The organism is Streptomyces sp. NPDC004561, from assembly GCF_053602155.1.
This window is the reverse complement of sequence record NZ_JBSGDB010000213.1, coordinates 1-14,582: the sequence shown is the minus strand read 5'-3', so window position 1 is coordinate 14,582 and position 14,582 is coordinate 1. Positions and strand designations below refer to the sequence as shown.

The 14,582-nt window shown below is 72.4% G+C and carries 15 protein-coding genes and 1 pseudogene; 6 read left to right on the top strand and 10 right to left on the bottom strand.

Features of this window, described 5'->3' with window-relative positions; all coding sequences use genetic code 11:
- A partial coding sequence (locus tag ACWEN3_RS25485; protein WP_452975267.1) for a BTAD domain-containing putative transcriptional regulator occupies positions 1-185 on the top strand: 185 nt, incomplete at its 5' end.
- A 79-nt stretch (positions 186-264) separates the two neighbouring features.
- On the opposite strand, the gene thpD is transcribed toward ACWEN3_RS25485, so the two are convergent.
- The 5 genes from thpD to ACWEN3_RS25460 form a co-directional block, all read right to left on the bottom strand.
- On the bottom strand, positions 265-1,158 hold the full coding sequence (thpD, locus tag ACWEN3_RS25480) for an ectoine hydroxylase (RefSeq protein ID WP_452975266.1): 894 nt from the start codon (positions 1,156-1,158) through the stop codon (positions 265-267).
- A gap of 6 nt (positions 1,159-1,164) precedes the next feature.
- Positions 1,165-1,569, bottom strand: a complete 405-nt coding sequence (locus ACWEN3_RS25475) for an ectoine synthase (RefSeq protein WP_452975263.1) — start codon at positions 1,567-1,569, stop codon at positions 1,165-1,167.
- Positions 1,570-1,623: 54 nt separating this feature from the next.
- The gene (gene ectB, locus ACWEN3_RS25470) at positions 1,624-2,895 is read right to left on the bottom strand and encodes a diaminobutyrate--2-oxoglutarate transaminase (RefSeq protein ID WP_452975261.1); all 1,272 of its coding nucleotides are present in this window, start codon (positions 2,893-2,895) and stop codon (positions 1,624-1,626) included.
- Between the two features lie 12 nt (positions 2,896-2,907).
- The gene (gene ectA / locus ACWEN3_RS25465; RefSeq protein WP_452975258.1) at positions 2,908-3,426 is read right to left on the bottom strand and encodes a diaminobutyrate acetyltransferase; all 519 of its coding nucleotides are present in this window, start codon (positions 3,424-3,426) and stop codon (positions 2,908-2,910) included.
- A gap of 350 nt (positions 3,427-3,776) precedes the next feature.
- Entirely contained in the window at positions 3,777-4,883 is a 1,107-nt protein-coding gene (locus ACWEN3_RS25460) for a pyridoxal-phosphate-dependent aminotransferase family protein (RefSeq protein WP_452975255.1), read from the bottom strand.
- Positions 4,884-5,030: 147 nt separating this feature from the next.
- Here ACWEN3_RS25460 and ACWEN3_RS25455 point away from each other — a divergent pair, with 147 nt between their 5' ends.
- The 5 genes from ACWEN3_RS25455 to ACWEN3_RS25435 all read left to right on the top strand — a co-directional run bounded on the left by ACWEN3_RS25455 (position 5,031) and on the right by ACWEN3_RS25435 (position 9,701).
- Positions 5,031-5,873: a transporter substrate-binding domain-containing protein gene (locus ACWEN3_RS25455; protein ID WP_452975252.1), complete on the top strand. Its 843-nt coding sequence runs from the start codon at positions 5,031-5,033 to the stop codon at positions 5,871-5,873.
- Entirely contained in the window at positions 5,870-6,703 is an 834-nt protein-coding gene (locus tag ACWEN3_RS25450) for an amino acid ABC transporter permease (RefSeq protein ID WP_452975249.1), read from the top strand. Before ACWEN3_RS25455 ends, ACWEN3_RS25450 begins: the two co-directional genes overlap by 4 nt.
- Positions 6,700-7,494 carry an amino acid ABC transporter ATP-binding protein gene (locus ACWEN3_RS25445; protein ID WP_452975246.1) on the top strand — a complete coding sequence of 265 codons (795 nt, stop codon included), beginning with the start codon at positions 6,700-6,702 and terminating at the stop codon, positions 7,492-7,494. Before ACWEN3_RS25450 ends, ACWEN3_RS25445 begins: the two co-directional genes overlap by 4 nt.
- An 18-nt stretch (positions 7,495-7,512) precedes the next feature.
- Positions 7,513-8,604, top strand: coding sequence for an amidohydrolase family protein (locus tag ACWEN3_RS25440; RefSeq protein ID WP_452975243.1), 1,092 nt, complete (start codon positions 7,513-7,515; stop codon positions 8,602-8,604).
- A gap of 143 nt (positions 8,605-8,747) precedes the next feature.
- Positions 8,748-9,701, top strand: a complete 954-nt coding sequence (locus tag ACWEN3_RS25435; protein WP_452975240.1) for an SCO1860 family LAETG-anchored protein — start codon at positions 8,748-8,750, stop codon at positions 9,699-9,701.
- 164 nt (positions 9,702-9,865) lie between these two features.
- Here the strand turns inward: ACWEN3_RS25435 and cobC are convergent, their stop codons facing one another.
- The 5 genes and pseudogenes from cobC to ACWEN3_RS25410 all read right to left on the bottom strand — a co-directional run.
- Positions 9,866-10,939, bottom strand: coding sequence for an Rv2231c family pyridoxal phosphate-dependent protein CobC (gene cobC / locus ACWEN3_RS25430; protein WP_452975238.1), 1,074 nt, complete (start codon positions 10,937-10,939; stop codon positions 9,866-9,868).
- A complete protein-coding gene (locus tag ACWEN3_RS25425; protein ID WP_452975235.1) occupies positions 10,929-11,849 on the bottom strand; it encodes a sirohydrochlorin chelatase in 921 nt (306 codons plus the stop codon). The genes cobC and ACWEN3_RS25425 overlap by 11 nt, the downstream gene beginning before the upstream one ends.
- Positions 11,846-12,433, bottom strand: coding sequence for a precorrin-8X methylmutase (locus ACWEN3_RS25420; RefSeq protein ID WP_452975232.1), 588 nt, complete (start codon positions 12,431-12,433; stop codon positions 11,846-11,848). Before ACWEN3_RS25420 ends, ACWEN3_RS25425 begins: the two co-directional genes overlap by 4 nt.
- Complete coding sequence (gene cobJ / locus ACWEN3_RS25415) at positions 12,430-14,100, bottom strand: precorrin-3B C(17)-methyltransferase (protein WP_452975229.1); 1,671 nt, start codon at positions 14,098-14,100, stop codon at positions 12,430-12,432. The genes ACWEN3_RS25420 and cobJ overlap by 4 nt, the downstream gene beginning before the upstream one ends.
- Positions 14,097-14,501: pseudogene (locus ACWEN3_RS25410) on the bottom strand (bifunctional cobalt-precorrin-7 (C(5))-methyltransferase/cobalt-precorrin-6B (C(15))-methyltransferase); the annotation flags it as partial. The gene cobJ and the pseudogene ACWEN3_RS25410, both read right to left, overlap by 4 nt.
- Between the last annotated feature and the right edge of the window lie 81 nt (positions 14,502-14,582).

Genomic DNA, 14,582 nt, shown 5'->3' with positions numbered 1-14,582 from the left:
TGCGCGCCTTGTACGGGGCGGGCCGTCAGGCCGACGCCCTCGCGGTGTTCAGCCGGGTGCGGGACCTGCTGATCGAGGAGCAGGGTATCGAGCCCTCCGACCGCGCGGGCAATCTGCGCGCGTCCTTCCACCTGTACAACACGGCGGCCGACGTGGACCGCCTGCTGGACGTGCTGTCCGGCTGACCCGCACGGACCCGCGCCGGGCCCGTGACACACGGCAGGGGCCTCCGCCGGACGCGGAGGCCCCTGTGCCGGGCGCGGCTCACCGGACCGGGGTGAAGTCCCTCGCCCCGATGAACTCAGGTCGTCGTACCGGAGCCGAGAACGGCTCGACCGCCTTGTTCTCCACGCTGTTGAAGACGATGAAGACGTTGCTGCGCGGGTACGGCGTGATGTTGTCGCCGGAGCCGTGCATGCAGTTGCAGTCGAACCAGGTCGCCGAGCCCGCCTTGCCGGTGAAGAGCTTGATGCCGTGCTCGCTCGCCAGCCCGGTCAGCGCCTCGTCGGACGGGGTGCCCGCGTCCTGCATCTGCAGCGACTTCTTGTAGTTGTCCTCGGGCGTGGCCCCCGCGCAGCCCAGGAACGTCCGGTGCGAGCCCGGCATGATCATCAGGCCGCCGTTGGTGTCGAGGTTGTCGGTCAGCGCGATCGAGACGGACACCGTCCGCATGTTCGGCAGACCGTCCTCGGCGTGCCAGGTCTCGAAGTCCGAGTGCCAGTAGAAGCCGCTCGCGCCGAAGCCCGGCTTGACGTTGATCCGGGACTGGTGGACGTACACGTCCGAGCCGAGGATCTGCCGGGCCCGGCCGACCACCCGCGGATCGCGCACCAGGTTCGCGAACACCTCGCTGATCCGGTGCACTTCGAAGACCGAGCGGATCTCCTTGGACTTCGGCTCGACGATGGAGCGCTCGTCGGCGCGGATCGCCGGGTCCGTGACCAGCCGGTCCAGCTCACGCCGGTAGATCTCGACGTCGGCCGGGGTGATCAGCTGGTCGACGGCGAGGAAGCCGTCGCGCTCGAACGCGTGCAGGTCGGCCGTGGAGACCGGGCCGGGCGTGTCCGGGGAGCCCCAGACGACCGGGTCCTTGCGGGGGACGGCCACCTCGGTGGTGCCGCGGGTGGGGTACAGGTCGGTGACGGTGACGGTGGTCATCGCTCGTCACACCTCCTCGGGCTCGGTGAGCAGCGGGTAGACGCCGTTCTCGTCGTGGTCCTCCCGTCCGGTCACGGGCGGGTTGAACACGCAGATGCAGTGGAAGTCCTCCTTGACGCGCAGCGTGTGCCGCTCGTGACCGTTCAGGAGGTACATGGTGCCGGGCGTGACGGTGTAGGTCTGCCCGGTCTCGCGGTCGGTCAGTTCGGCCTCGCCCTGGGTGCAGACGACGGCCTCGATGTGGTTGGCGTACCACATGTGCGTCTCGGTGCCGGCGTACAGGATGGTCTCGTGCACGGAGAAGCCGACCCGCTCCTTGGCGAGGACGATCCGCTTGCTCTCCCAGGTGCCGGACTTCGACTTGATGTGCCGGTCGGTTCCCTCGATGTCCTTGAACGATCGAACGATCACGGTGGTGCTTCTCCTCCTTGTTGATCAGGGTTGATCAGGGTTGATCGGGGCTGGTCAGGCGGTCTCGCGGACGGACCGGGCGAGCACGCTCAGCCCCTCGTCCAGCTCCTCGGGGGTGACGGTGAGGGCCGGCAGCAGCTTGACGACCTCGCCCTCCGGCCCGGACGTCTCGATCAGCAGCCCGAGTTCGAAGGCCCGCCGGGCGACCCGGGAGGCCCGGTCCTTGTCGTTGAACTCCAGGCCCCAGACCAGTCCGCGGCCGCGGTACTCCTTGACGTCGGCGAGGTTCTCCTCGGTGATGGAGATCAGCGCCTGCTCGACCTGCTCGCCCCGGGTGCGGGTCTGCTTCTCCATGGCCGAGCCGTCGGTCCAGTACGTCTCCAGGGCCGCGGTGGCGGTGACGAACGCGGGGTTGTTGCCGCGGAAGGTGCCGTTGTGCTCGCCCGGCTCCCAGACGTCCAGCTCGGGCCGGAACAGGCACAGCGACATCGGCAGCCCGTAGCCGCTGATGGACTTCGACACCGTGACGATGTCCGGCGTGATGCCCGACTCCTCGAAGGAGAAGAAGGCGCCGGTACGGCCGCAGCCCATCTGGATGTCGTCGACGATCAGCAGCATGTCCTGCCGCTCGCACAGCTCCTTGAGGGCGCGCAGCCACTCGGGCCGGGCCACGTTGATGCCGCCCTCGCCCTGCACCGTCTCCACGATCACGGCGGCGGGCTTGTTCAGGCCGGAGCCCTGGTCCTCGAGCAGCCGCTCGAACCACAGGAAGTCCGGGACGGTGCCGTCGAAGTAGTTGTCGAACGGCATCGGGGTCCCGTGCACCAGCGGGATGCCGGCGCCGGCCCGCTTGAAGGCGTTGCCGGTGACGGCGAGGGAGCCGAGCGACATCCCGTGGAAGGCGTTCGTGAACGACACGATCGCCTCCCGGCCCTTCACCTTCCGGGCCAGCTTCAGCGCCGACTCCACGGCGTTGGTGCCCGTCGGGCCCGGGAACATGACCTTGTACGGCAGGTCGCGCGGGCGCAGCACCAGGTCCTGGAAGGCCTGCAGGAAGGACCGCTTGGCCGTGGTCGACATGTCCAGGCCGTGGGTGACCCCGTCCCGGGACAGATAGTCGATCAACGCCCGTTTCAGTACGGGGTTGTTGTGGCCGTAGTTGAGTGAGCCGGCACCGGCGAAGAAGTCGAGGTAGGCATGACCGTCCTCGTCGTACATCCGGCTGCCCTGTGCGCGGTCGAAGACGGCGGGCCAGCCGCGGCAGTAGCTGCGCACCTCGGACTCGAGGGTCTCGAAGACGCTGAGGTCGGGCTGGGTGATGGTCACGTGAATCGCTCCTCAGTGGGCGGTGGTCGCGGTCAGCGGGCCGATGCGGTACAGGACTTCGGGGTCGTGCGGGCCGTCCGGGAACAGGTCGGCGGGGAAGAGCACCTCGCGGGTCAGGTCCGCGCCGTGCCGGGCGGCGAACGAGGTGAACAGGCGCTCGGAGGCGGTGTTGCCGGGGGTGATGGTGGTCTCCACCTCCGTGACCGCGTGCTCGGCGGCGAGCCGTGCGGTCAGCCCGTCCAGCAGTGCGGCGGCGATGCCGTGGCCGCGGTGGGCGGAGTCGACGGCCACCTGCCAGACGAGCAGGGTGTGCGGGCGGTCGGGCCGCACGTACCCGGTGACGAAACCGACGGGGGTGCCGTCCGCACCGCGCGCGACCGCCGAGGTGCCGGCGAAGTCCCGGCACCACAGCAGATAGCTGTAGGAGGAGTTCAGGTCGAGGGTTTTCGAGTCCTTGGCGAGACGCCAGAGCGCGGCTCCGTCGGCCGTCGCCGGTCGGTCGATGAGCAGGTCTGCGGGTGCGGCAGTCATGCGGCACGAATTTAGCGAGGCGAATTAAGAAATGCACGGGTGGGGTGATCGCGGCGACCGCCGACGTGGCCCGAATGCCGGTTTTGTCCTAGGTCTAACCAGGGCAAAAAGGCCGGGCTGTGGAATGTGTCACAGCCCGGAAACCCCGCAAAAATCTTGTTGTTTATCCTTCAGGAAAGCGGGCAGAAGAAGACGGGAAGCTATCGTCCGTAGAATTGGCGGGAATTGTGAATCTAATTTGAATTCAAGCCCCCGGCGGTTTCGTCGATACGCTCGATACGTTCGATACGCTCGCGAAGAATGTCGGTATGCCGTTGTGCCGCCGGGGGCGGGGCTCCCGGGCGCCTGCCTCAGGACTGCGGCCAGGCCTGCCGCACGGCTCGCTCGGCCGCTGCCGTGTCCACGGGCAGACCCTTCTCGGCGAGGGCCGTACCCAGTGCCGTCAGGGAGCGCCGCACGGCGTCCCGCGTCGCGTCGGGCCCGTAGTGGTTGACGCGGACCATCTCCCTGGACAGGGCGCCCCCGCCGGCGGCCAGCGGCAGGGCCGGGTCGTTCTCCAGGACCCGGGCCACCAGCTCCGAGGCCACCACGCCGGAGGGCACCCGCAGGGTCGTCGCGACCGGGGCCGCGTCCCGCTCCGCGCTCACATACGGCTCCAGACCCCCGCCCAGCGCCACCGCGCCGGCCCGCGAGGCCAGCGCGGCGCCACGGTGCCGGGCCGTCACCGCGTCCAGGCCGGACGACTCGATCCGCTCCAGGCACGCCTCCAGCGCCAGCATCTCCAGCTGTGCGGGAGCGTGCGGCAGGGCTGCGCGGCCGGCGTCCAGCCAGCGGTCCTTCCAGTCCAGCAGCGACAGGTAGGAGCGGCGCGGCGCTTTCGGGTTCGCCGCCATCCGGGCCCAGGCCCGCTCGCTCACCGAGATCGCCGACACGCCCGCCGGCCCGCCCATCGCCTTCTGTGCCCCGATCACGCACAGGTCCACGCCCCACGCGTCCGGCAGCACCGGCTCCGCGCCCACCGAGGCGACCGCGTCCAGGTAGAACAGCGCGCCCTGGGCCCGCACCACCTCGCCGATCTCCTCGACCGGGTTGGTGTTGCCGGTCGCCGCCTCGGCGTGCACGAGGGACACGAAGTCGATCCCGGGATGCTCGGCGAACGCCTCCCGGACCTGCTCGGCCGTCACCGCGGTGTGGAAGGGGACGGAGAGGTCGTGCACCGTCGCCCCGGCGTCACGGAGCCAGTTGCCGAAGGTCTGCCCGTACGGGCCGGTGATCACGTTCAGGGCCACCGTGCCCGGACCGGCCGCCGCGCGGATCGCGCCCTCCAGCGGCAGCAGCGCCTCGCCCTGGGTGATCAGGACGTCCTGCCGGGTGTCCAGCAGCCGGGCCACCCGGTCCTCGATGGCGGCGAAGCGCTTCGCGCTCAGCGGGGGCAGGTCGAGAAAGGGGTGCGTCACGGCGGTGCTCTCTTCGCTCTCGGGGCCGACAGGGGAGGTCAACTCAACTGATCTTAGGTCGAAAGGCTCGGTAGCCATCGGTTTGGTTTGAGAGACTCAAACTCTTCCTTATAATCGGAACCCACAGTTCCCCACAGGAGATCCCCCATGAACACGTTTCCCGGGCGCCGGACCCGCATCCTGGCCGCCACCACCCTGACGGCCGGCCTCGCGCTCGTGGCCGGCTGCTCCTCGGGCAACGGGGGGAGCGGCGCCACCGTCAAGGGGGTCCACGTCGTCAAGGCCGGTCAGCTGACCACCTGCACCCACCTGCCGTATCCGCCGTTCCAGTCGGAGATCAACGGCAAGGTGCAGGGCTTCGACGTCTCCCTCATCGACCTCGTCGCCAAGAACCTCGGCGTCAAGCAGCAGATCGTCGACACCCCGTTCGAGAACTTCAAGACGGGCGCCTTCCTGAACTCCGGGCAGTGCGACCTGGCGGCCGCCGGCATGACCATCACCCCCGAGCGCAAGAAGAACGTCGACTTCTCCGACCCGTACTTCGAGGCCACCCAGGCCGTCCTCGTCGACAAGAGCAGCGGCGTCAACTCGCTCGCCGACGTCAAGGCCAAGGGCAAGAAGCTCGGCGCCCAGGCGCAGACCACCGGCGAGGACTACGTCAAGAGCAAGGGCTACGACCCGGTCTCCTTCGACTCCTCCGACGCCGTCCTCAACGGCCTGCGCACCGGCCAGGTCCAGGCCGTCGTCATCGACTACCCGGTCGTCCAGGGCTGGCTGAAGGACAAGGCCAACGCCGACAAGTTCAAGGTCGTCGACAACCTCAAGACCGGCGAGCAGTACGGCTTCACGGTCAAGAAGGGCAACAAGGCCCTGGTCGACGCCATCAACAAGGCCCTCAAGGACGCCAAGGCCGACGGCACCTACAAGAAGCTCTACGAGCAGTGGATCGGCCCCTACAACGCCTCCGTGGCCTCTCCCGCCGCCTCATGACCGACCTCGACGTACCTCTCCGGCCGAAGAAGAAGGGGCTGACCCGGCGCCAGAAGCGCCGGCTGTCCCGGGGTATCCAGTACGTCGTCTTCGTAGCCGCCGTGATCGCCGTCGCGGTCACGGCGGACTGGGGCCGGCTGCAGAACCAGTTCGCCCAGGGCGGCATCGCGAAGCAGATGTGGCCGGACGTCATCACCCTGGCGCTGAAGAACACCGTGCTGTTCACGGCGTCCGGCTTCGTCGTCGGACTGGCGCTCGGCCTGGTCATCGCGCTGATGCGGCTGTCGTCCGTGGGGCCGTACCGCTGGCTGGCCGCCGTCTACATCGAGATCTTCCGCGGCCTGCCCGCCCTGCTGATCTTCGTCTTCATCGCGGTGGCCGTACCGCTGGCCTTCCCGGGCGCCGAGATCCCCGGCGACATCTACGGCAAGGCCGCCCTCGGCCTCGGACTGATCGGCGCCGCCTACATGGCGGAGACGTTCCGCGCCGGCATCCAGGCGGTGCCCAAGGGGCAGACGGAGGCGGCGCGCTCGCTGGGCTTCTCGCCCGCCCGCGCGATGATCTCCATCATCATCCCGCAGGCGTTCCGGATCATCCTCCCGCCGCTCACCAACGAGCTGATCATGCTCTTCAAGGACTCCTCGCTGGTGCTGCTGCTCGGTGTGACCCTGGAGGAGCGCGAACTGTCCAAGTTCGGCCGGGACCTGGCCAGCACGACCGCCAACTCCACGCCGATCCTGGTCGCGGGCCTGTGCTACCTGCTGGTGACCATCCCGCTCGGCTTCGTCGCCCGAAGGCTGGAGGCCCGGGCCCAGGAGGAGATCAAGTGAGCCGCCCCGAGATCAGCGTCCGGGACCTGCACAAGTCCTTCGGCGACAACCAGGTCCTGCGCGGTATCGACCTGGAGATCGGCCAGGGCGAGGTCGTCTGTGTCATCGGCCCCTCCGGCTCCGGCAAGTCGACGCTGCTGCGCTGCGTGAACCTGCTGGAGGAGCCCACCAAGGGCCAGGTCTTCGTCGGCGGCACCGAGATCACCGACCCGGACGTCGACATCGACGCCGTACGCCGCCGGATCGGCATGGTCTTCCAGCAGTTCAACCTCTTCCCGCACCTGAGCGTCACCGAGAACCTCACGCTGCCGCAGCGCCGGGTCCTCGGGCGGGACAAGGCCGAGGCGGCGGAGATCGCCGCCGAGAACCTGGCCCGTGTCGGCCTCTCGGAGAAGGCGGAGGCGTACCCGTCCTCCCTCTCCGGCGGCCAGCAGCAGCGCGTGGCCATCGCCCGCGCGCTCGCCATGGGTCCCGAGGTGATGCTCTTCGACGAGCCGACCTCCGCGCTCGACCCCGAGCTGGTCGGCGACGTGCTCGCCGTGATGCGCAGGCTCGCGCGGGAGGGCATGACGATGATGGTCGTCACCCACGAGATGAGCTTCGCCCGCGAGGTCGCCGACCGGGTCGTCTTCATGGACGGCGGGGTGGTCGTCGAGGACGGCACCCCGGACCGGGTCATCGGCGACCCGCAGCACGAGCGCACCCGCCACTTCCTCTCCCGCCTCCTCGACCCGGCGATGGCCGAGGTGGAGGAGGAGACCTCCGACCAGGTGGGGAAGGCCCGGCCCTAGCCCTCTAAGGTGCCGTGTATGAGCGATCAGGCGGTGCTGCACGTGAAGGGCCGGGTCCTCGCCGGCCCCGAGGACGTCCGCGACGAGCTGTGGGTGGTCGGGGGCCGGGTCTCCTACGACCGCCCCGCCGGGGCCCGCGACGTCCGGACCGTCGAGGGCTGGGCGCTGCCCGGCCTGGTCGACGCGCACTGCCATGTGGGCCTCGACGCGCACGGCCCGGTGGACGCGGAGACCGCGGAGAAGCAGGCGCTCACCGACCGGGAGGCCGGCACGCTGCTGATCCGGGACGCGGGCTCGCCCTCCGACACCCGCTGGATCGACGACCGGGACGACCTGCCGAAGATCATCCGGGCCGGCCGGCACATCGCCCGCACCCGCCGCTACATCCGCAACTACGCCTGGGAGATCGAGCCGGACGACCTCGTCGCCTACGTCGCCCAGGAGGCCCGGCGCGGCGACGGCTGGGTCAAGCTGGTCGGCGACTGGATCGACCGCGACCTCGGCGACCTGTCCCCCTGCTGGCCGCGCGGGGCGGTCGAGGCCGCCATAGCCGAGGCCCACCGGCTCGGCGCCCGGGTCACCGCGCACTGCTTCGCCGAGAGCTCCCTGCGCGACCTGGTCGAGTCGGGCATCGACTGCGTCGAGCACGCCACCGGCCTGACGGAGGAGCTGATCCCGCTGTTCGCCGAGCGCGGCGTCGCGATCGTGCCGACCCTCGTCAACATCGCCACCTTCCCGCGGCTCGCGGCCGGCGGCGACAGCAAGTTCCCGCGCTGGTCGGCCCATATGCGGCGGCTGCACGAGCGGCGCTACGACACCGTGCGCGGCGCCTACGACGCCGGGATCCCGGTGTACGTCGGCACCGACGCCGGCGGCTCGCTGGCCCACGGCCTGGTCGCGGAGGAGGTCGCCGAGCTGGTCACCGCGGGCATCCCGCCGGTCGAGGCCCTCGCGGCGGCCAGCTGGGGCGCCCGCGCCTGGCTCGGCCGCCCCGGCCTGGAGGAGGGCGCACCGGCCGACCTGGTGGTCTACGAGAGCGATCCGCGCGCGGACGTGCGGGTGCTGGCGGCGCCGCGCCGGGTGGTGCTCAACGGGGCCGTGGTCGAGTAGGGGAACGCGTGTGCCCGCTGATTCGAAGTGACGTGCTAGTTATCCACGTTTGAGTGAAGTAACCCAGGATCACTGACCGTTCACCCACAGTGCGTACAAGGTTGACGGGTCCCAAGCATGATCCGTCTGGGGGTCCCACCGCCTTGAACAGCAACAACTTCCGCATGCCCGCGCGCCGTCTCGCGACCGTCGCGACGGTCACCGCCCTGACCGCCGCTCCCGCGGTCCTGGGCGCGGGCGCCGCGCACGCGACCGGTGACCACGGTCGCGCCTCCGCCGTCGTCCTGCGCACCGGGCTCGACGTGTCCCTGCTCGACAAGACCGTCCACGTCCCGCTCGGGGTCACCCTGAACGAGGTGCAGGCACCGCGCAGCGCCGACAGAACGGCCCTGTCCGCCCGGCTCGACGGCGTGGCCGGGGGCAGACCGTTCGCCGTGCTCCGCGCGGACGTCGCCTCGGCGAAGGCCACGGCGACCGCCGAGCGTGCCGAGGGCTCGGTCAGGCTCGTGAACGCCCGGCTGCACGTGCCCGGCATGCCCCTGCTGTCCCTGATCGAGGTCGGCACGGCCACGGCCAGGGCGACCTGCGAGGCCGGCAGGGCGCCGGTCGCCTCCGCGAACGTCCTCGGCTCCGTCACCGTCCTCGGCAGGCGCGTCACGCTGACCGCCGGCGGGCCGACCGAGGTGAGGGTGCCCGGTATCGGAGAGGTCCGCCTCGACCTCGCCGAGCGGCGCACCACGTCCCGTACGGCCGCCGCGACCGCCCTCGAACTCAAGGTCTCCGTCAACCCGTTGAAGCTCAACGTGGCCGACGTGGAGGGCACGGTCACCCTCGCCAGGGCGACCTGCGAGTCCCCGGCGGGGGCGCCGGCCGGGCACCCGGTACCGAGCCACGACCCGGCCGCGGGCACGAAGCCCGGGGACGCCCCCGCGAAGGCCGGCGCGGCCCCCGACGTGAAGCCCCAGGGCGCCCCGGCGAAGTCCGACCTCGCGGAGACGGGCGGCAGCTCGGCCACCCCGTACATCGCGGGCGGCGCACTGGCCCTGCTGCTGCTCGGCGGCGGAGCGGTGACCCTGGCCCGCCGCCGCAGGGGCTGACACGGGACGCCCCCCGCGACCGGGGAGGGTCAGAGCGGGTGCGGGGGAGGCCGATGTCCGGCCCGGTGCCACGCTGCTGAGGTCCGGCCGGGTCCCGGTGGCGCACTGTGTCCCGTATCCGGGCGTCCCGCACCCCGGGGGCCCGGTCTCGGTGCCGGAACCCGTCAGGGTGGGTCGGTGGGGGGACCGAGGGCGGACGACAGTGCGTGGAGGAAGCCGTTCGCCGTGGCCCGGTCCCGTACGGCGATCCGTACCCATTCCTCGCCGAGGCCCGGGAACGTGTCCCCGCGCCGGACCGCGTAGCCGAGGTCGCGCAACCGGTGCCGTACCCCGGCCGCCCCCGGCATCCGGACCAGCACGAACGGGCCCTCGGCGGGCTCCACCACCCGTAGCCCGCGGTCGGCGAACCCGGCCAGGCCCGCCACCAGATGCGCCCGGTCCGACGCGATCCGGTGCGCCGCGTGCGCCGCCTCGGCCAGCGCGCGCGGCGCCACGCACGCCCGCGCGGCGGCCAGCGCGGGCGTCGACACCGGCCACAGGGGCTGGGCCCGTGCCAGCGACGCGATGGTCTCCTCGGCGGCCAGCACGTACCCGATGCGCAGCCCGGCCAGCCCCCATGTCTTGGTCAGGCTGCGCAGCACGACGAGCCCGGGCACGTCGGTCCGCCCGGCCAGCGCCTCCCGCTCGCCCGGCACCGCGTCCATGAACGCCTCGTCGACCACCAGCGTCCGCCCGGGACGGGCGAGCCGGCGGATGGCCTCCGCCGGATGCAGCACCGACGTCGGATTGGTCGGGTTCCCGACCACCACCAGATCCGCGGCATCGGGTACGGCCGCCGGATCCAGCCGGAACCCGTCCTCCGCCCGCAGCAGCACCCGGTCCACCGTGTGCCCGGCGTCCCGCAGCGCGGCCTCCGGCTCGGTGAACTGCGGGTGCACGACCACCGGTTGCCGCACCTTCAGGGCACGGGCGAGCAGCACGAACGCCTCCGCGGCCCCCGCCGTCAGCAGCACCCGCGCCTCGGGCAGCCCGTGCCGCGCCGCCACCGCCGCCCGCGCGGCCCGCCCGTCGGGGTAGGCCGCGAGCGACGACAGCGAGCCGGCGATCTCCTCCCGCAGCCACTCCGGAGGCGTCCCGGCGCGGACATTGACGGCGAGGTCGACCAGCGCGGCCCCGTCGTCCCGCACCTCGGCGTCCCCGTGATGCCCCAGGTCCGGCCCCGTGTCCTCAGTGCGCATGGCTGTGCGACTGCCCCCCGTGATGGTGGTGCCCGTGCCCGTGGTGGTGGCCGTCGTCGTCCGGGTGGAAGTGCGGCTGCTGCGGCAGCCCCACCTTGTCCTCGAAGCCCGGCAGCGCGATCCGGTACACGCACGAGTCGCAGTTCATGCGCAGATCGCCCTTGACGGCCTCCTCGTACCGCTCCATCACCAGGTCCAGCAGCTCCGGCTCGGGCCCGATGACGTCGGCCGACCGCACCTCGACCTCCGGGTGCCCGGCCGCCCACTCCTCGGTCTGCCGCCGCACCCGGTCCGGCAGGACGCCGGTGAACAGGAAGTAGGGCAGGACGACGATCCGCCGCGCCCCCAGCCGGGCGCACCGGTCCAGGCCGCCCGGCACGTCCGGCGCCGCCAGCGACACGAACGCCGTCTCCACCCCGGCGTGACCGCGGCCCTCCCACAGCAGCCGCGCCGCCTTGGCCACCTCGGCGTTGGCGTCGGGATCCGTCGAACCCCGGCCCACCAGCAGCACCGTCACCTCGGCCCGGTCCACCGCGGTGCCCAGCGCCTCGTCCAGCCGCCGCTCCAGCACGCTCAGCAGCGCCGGGTGCGGGCCGAGCGGGCGGCCGTAGGTGTACGAGACGCCCGGGTGCCGCTCCTTCTCGCGGGCCAGCGCGGCCGGGATGTCGCCCTTGGCGTGCCCGGCGGACACCAGCATCAGCGGCACGGCGGCGAACCGGCGCACGCCCCGCTCCACCAGTTCGGTGACGGCGTCGCCCAGCGGCGGCGGGGACAGCTCGATGAAGCCGCCCGCGACGGGCAGCGCGGGGTGGCGGCGCCCCAGCTCCCGTACGAAGTCGCGGAACGCCTCGGCTCCGGCGTCGTCCCGGGTGCCGTGGCCGGCGATGAGCAGGGCGGGCGGGGTGGTCACGAGGTCTCCTCAGACGAAGCGGTGTGGTACAGCAGGGCGTTGAGCGCGGCGGCGGCGACCGCCGAACCGCCCTTCTCGGACACGTTGCTCACGGCGGGCAGCCCGCTCTCGCGCAACGCGGCCTTGGACTCGGCCGCGCCGACGAAGCCGACGGGCAGGCCGATGACGAGCGCGGGGGAGGCGTCCAGGGTGAGCAGTTCCTCCAGGGCGGTCGGCGCACAGCCGATCACCCACAGGGCGCCGGGCCCGACCTGCTCGTACGCGAGCCGGACGGCATGGGCGGAACGGGTCAGGCCGGGGCCGGCCTCGGCCTCCTTCAGCCGGCACACGGTCCGGCGCCGGGTGATGCCGGCCGCGACCATCTCGACGTCCACGACGACGGGCGCCCCGGCGTGCAGCGCCGTGTGCGCCACGGCCAGGTCGCCCTCGTCCATGACGAGGTCGGTCGCGTACTCCAGGTCGGCGGCGGAGTGGACGACCCGCTCCACCACCGCCCGGGTCAGCGGCGGGAAGTGCGAGGTGTCCAGGCGGGCGCGCAGCCGCCGGAAGGACTCCTGCTCGATGGGATGGACCACGCGGTTCACCGGGCGCCCTCCTGCCAGCGGTAGCCGCGCGGGGTCACCATGCGGCCCGCGATGACGCGGGTCGCGGTGTTGCCCACGGTCACGACCGTCATCATGTCGACCGTCGCCGGGTCCAGCGCGCCGAGCGTGGTCACCCGGCTCGCCTCGTCCGGCCGCGAGGCGTTCCGTACGACGCCGACGGGCGCCGTCGGCTCCCGGTGCTCGGCGAGGATCGCGAGCGCCTTGGGCAGCTGCCAGTCGCGGCCCCGGGAACGGGGGTTGTAGAAGGTCACGACGATGTCCGCCTCGGCCGCCGCCCGCACCCGACGCTCGATGACCTCCCACGGCGTGTGCAGGTCGGACAGGCTGATGGACACATGGTCGTGGCCCAGCGGCGCGCCCAGGATCGCGGCGGCGGCCAGCGCGGCCGTCACCCCGGGCACCCCGACCACGTCGATGTCGTCGGACGCCTCGGCGAGCGCCGGGGAGGCCATGGCGTACACGCCGGCGTCCCCGCTGCCGATCAGCGCCACCGCGTGCCCGCGCCGGGCCTCCTCGACGGCCGTGCGCGCCCGCTCCTCCTCGGCGCCGAGCCCCGACTCCAGCACCCGGGTGCCGGGTCGCAGCAGGTCGCGGATCTGGTCGACGTACTGGTCCAGCCCGACCAGCACCGAGGCCCGCCTGAGCTCGTCCGCCGCCCGCGGGGTGAGCAGGTCCCGGGCGCCGGGCCCGAGCCCGACCACCGCGAGCCGCCCGCGCCCCGGACGCCGTACGACCGCGCAGGTGGCCATCGCGGACTTCCGCTTGGGGACGAGGAGTTCACCGCCCCGCAGCAGCGCCGCGGCCTCCGCGACCGACGGGGTGCCGACGGCCGCCAGGGGCGCCTCGGACGGGTTCGGCACCTCGACGGCGGCCAGTTCCCCGGCGGTGTACGTCACCACCGGCACCCCCAGCCCTCCCGCGGCGCCCAGGATGCCGGGCTCCTCCGACTTGGCGTCCACGGTGGCGAGTTCGGCCACACACTTCGGCGACAGACCCGCCTCGCGCAGCGCCCCCTCGACCAGCCCGAGGACCTCGTCGACCGGCGCCCCGCGGGACGCGCCGACCCCGACCACGAGCGACGGCGGCCGCAACAGCACCTCGCGCTCGCCGGGTTCGACGTCCCGGTCGGTGAGCCGGACGGTGTACGACCCCCGCGGCGAGACCGGCAGCGGCGGCAGCGGCCAGGGCACCTCCGTCTCCAGCACGACCGGTTCGCCGTCCAGCAGGGCGCGGGAGACCATGGCGACCGAACCCTCGCAGGGCAGCCCGAGCGTGTCGAGGCCGGGCAGTCCGGCGGCGTCCGTCGCGGTCGTCACCACCGGCTCGGCGCCCAGCAACTCACCGACCGCGCGGGCCAGTTCATTGGCGCCGCCGCCGTGCCCGCCGACCAGCGACACCGCGAAGCGGCCGCCCTCGTCCACGCACACCACACCGGGGTCGGCCGCCTTGTCGCCGAGCAGCGGCGCGAGCAGCCGTACCGTCGCGCCCGTCGCCAGGAAGCACACCAGCTGCTCGCACTCGGCGAACGCGGCCCGTACGGCCTCCCCGACGGGACCCTCGTACACCCGCGTGCGGTCCGGCCAGGCCGCGGCCAGCCGGTCCCGTGCCGCCGCCCCCGCCGCGGTGGCGGAAATCAGGCCGATCACTGGTCAACTCCTTCGCTGGATGCCCGGGATCCGACGCCCCAGAGCAGGAACACAGGATTGGTGGCCGCGAGCCGGGTCACGTCGCCCGGCAGCGGCGCCAGCCGCGAGGACTGGAGCAGCACCCCGTCGCAGGTGAACCCGGCGGCCGTGAGCGCCTCGCGCGCCGCCGGCACCCGGTCCAGGGCGGCCATGGCGACGACCACGGTCCGCCGGGCCCGCCGCGCGCACGCGGTGACGACCTCGGGCAGCTCGCGTCCCCCGCCGCCGATGAACACGGCGTCGGGGTCGTCGGCCAGGCCGGCGAGCGCCTCCGGCGCCGAGCCGTGCACCACGTCCACGTACACGCCGTGCGCGTCCGCGTTGGCGCGGATCCGCTCGACCCCGTCCGCGGCCCTCTCGACATGGTCAGCGCCGCCTGCCCCAACTGCAAGATCCTCCTGGTGGAGGCGAGTTCCTCCAGCATGACCAACCTCGGCACCGCG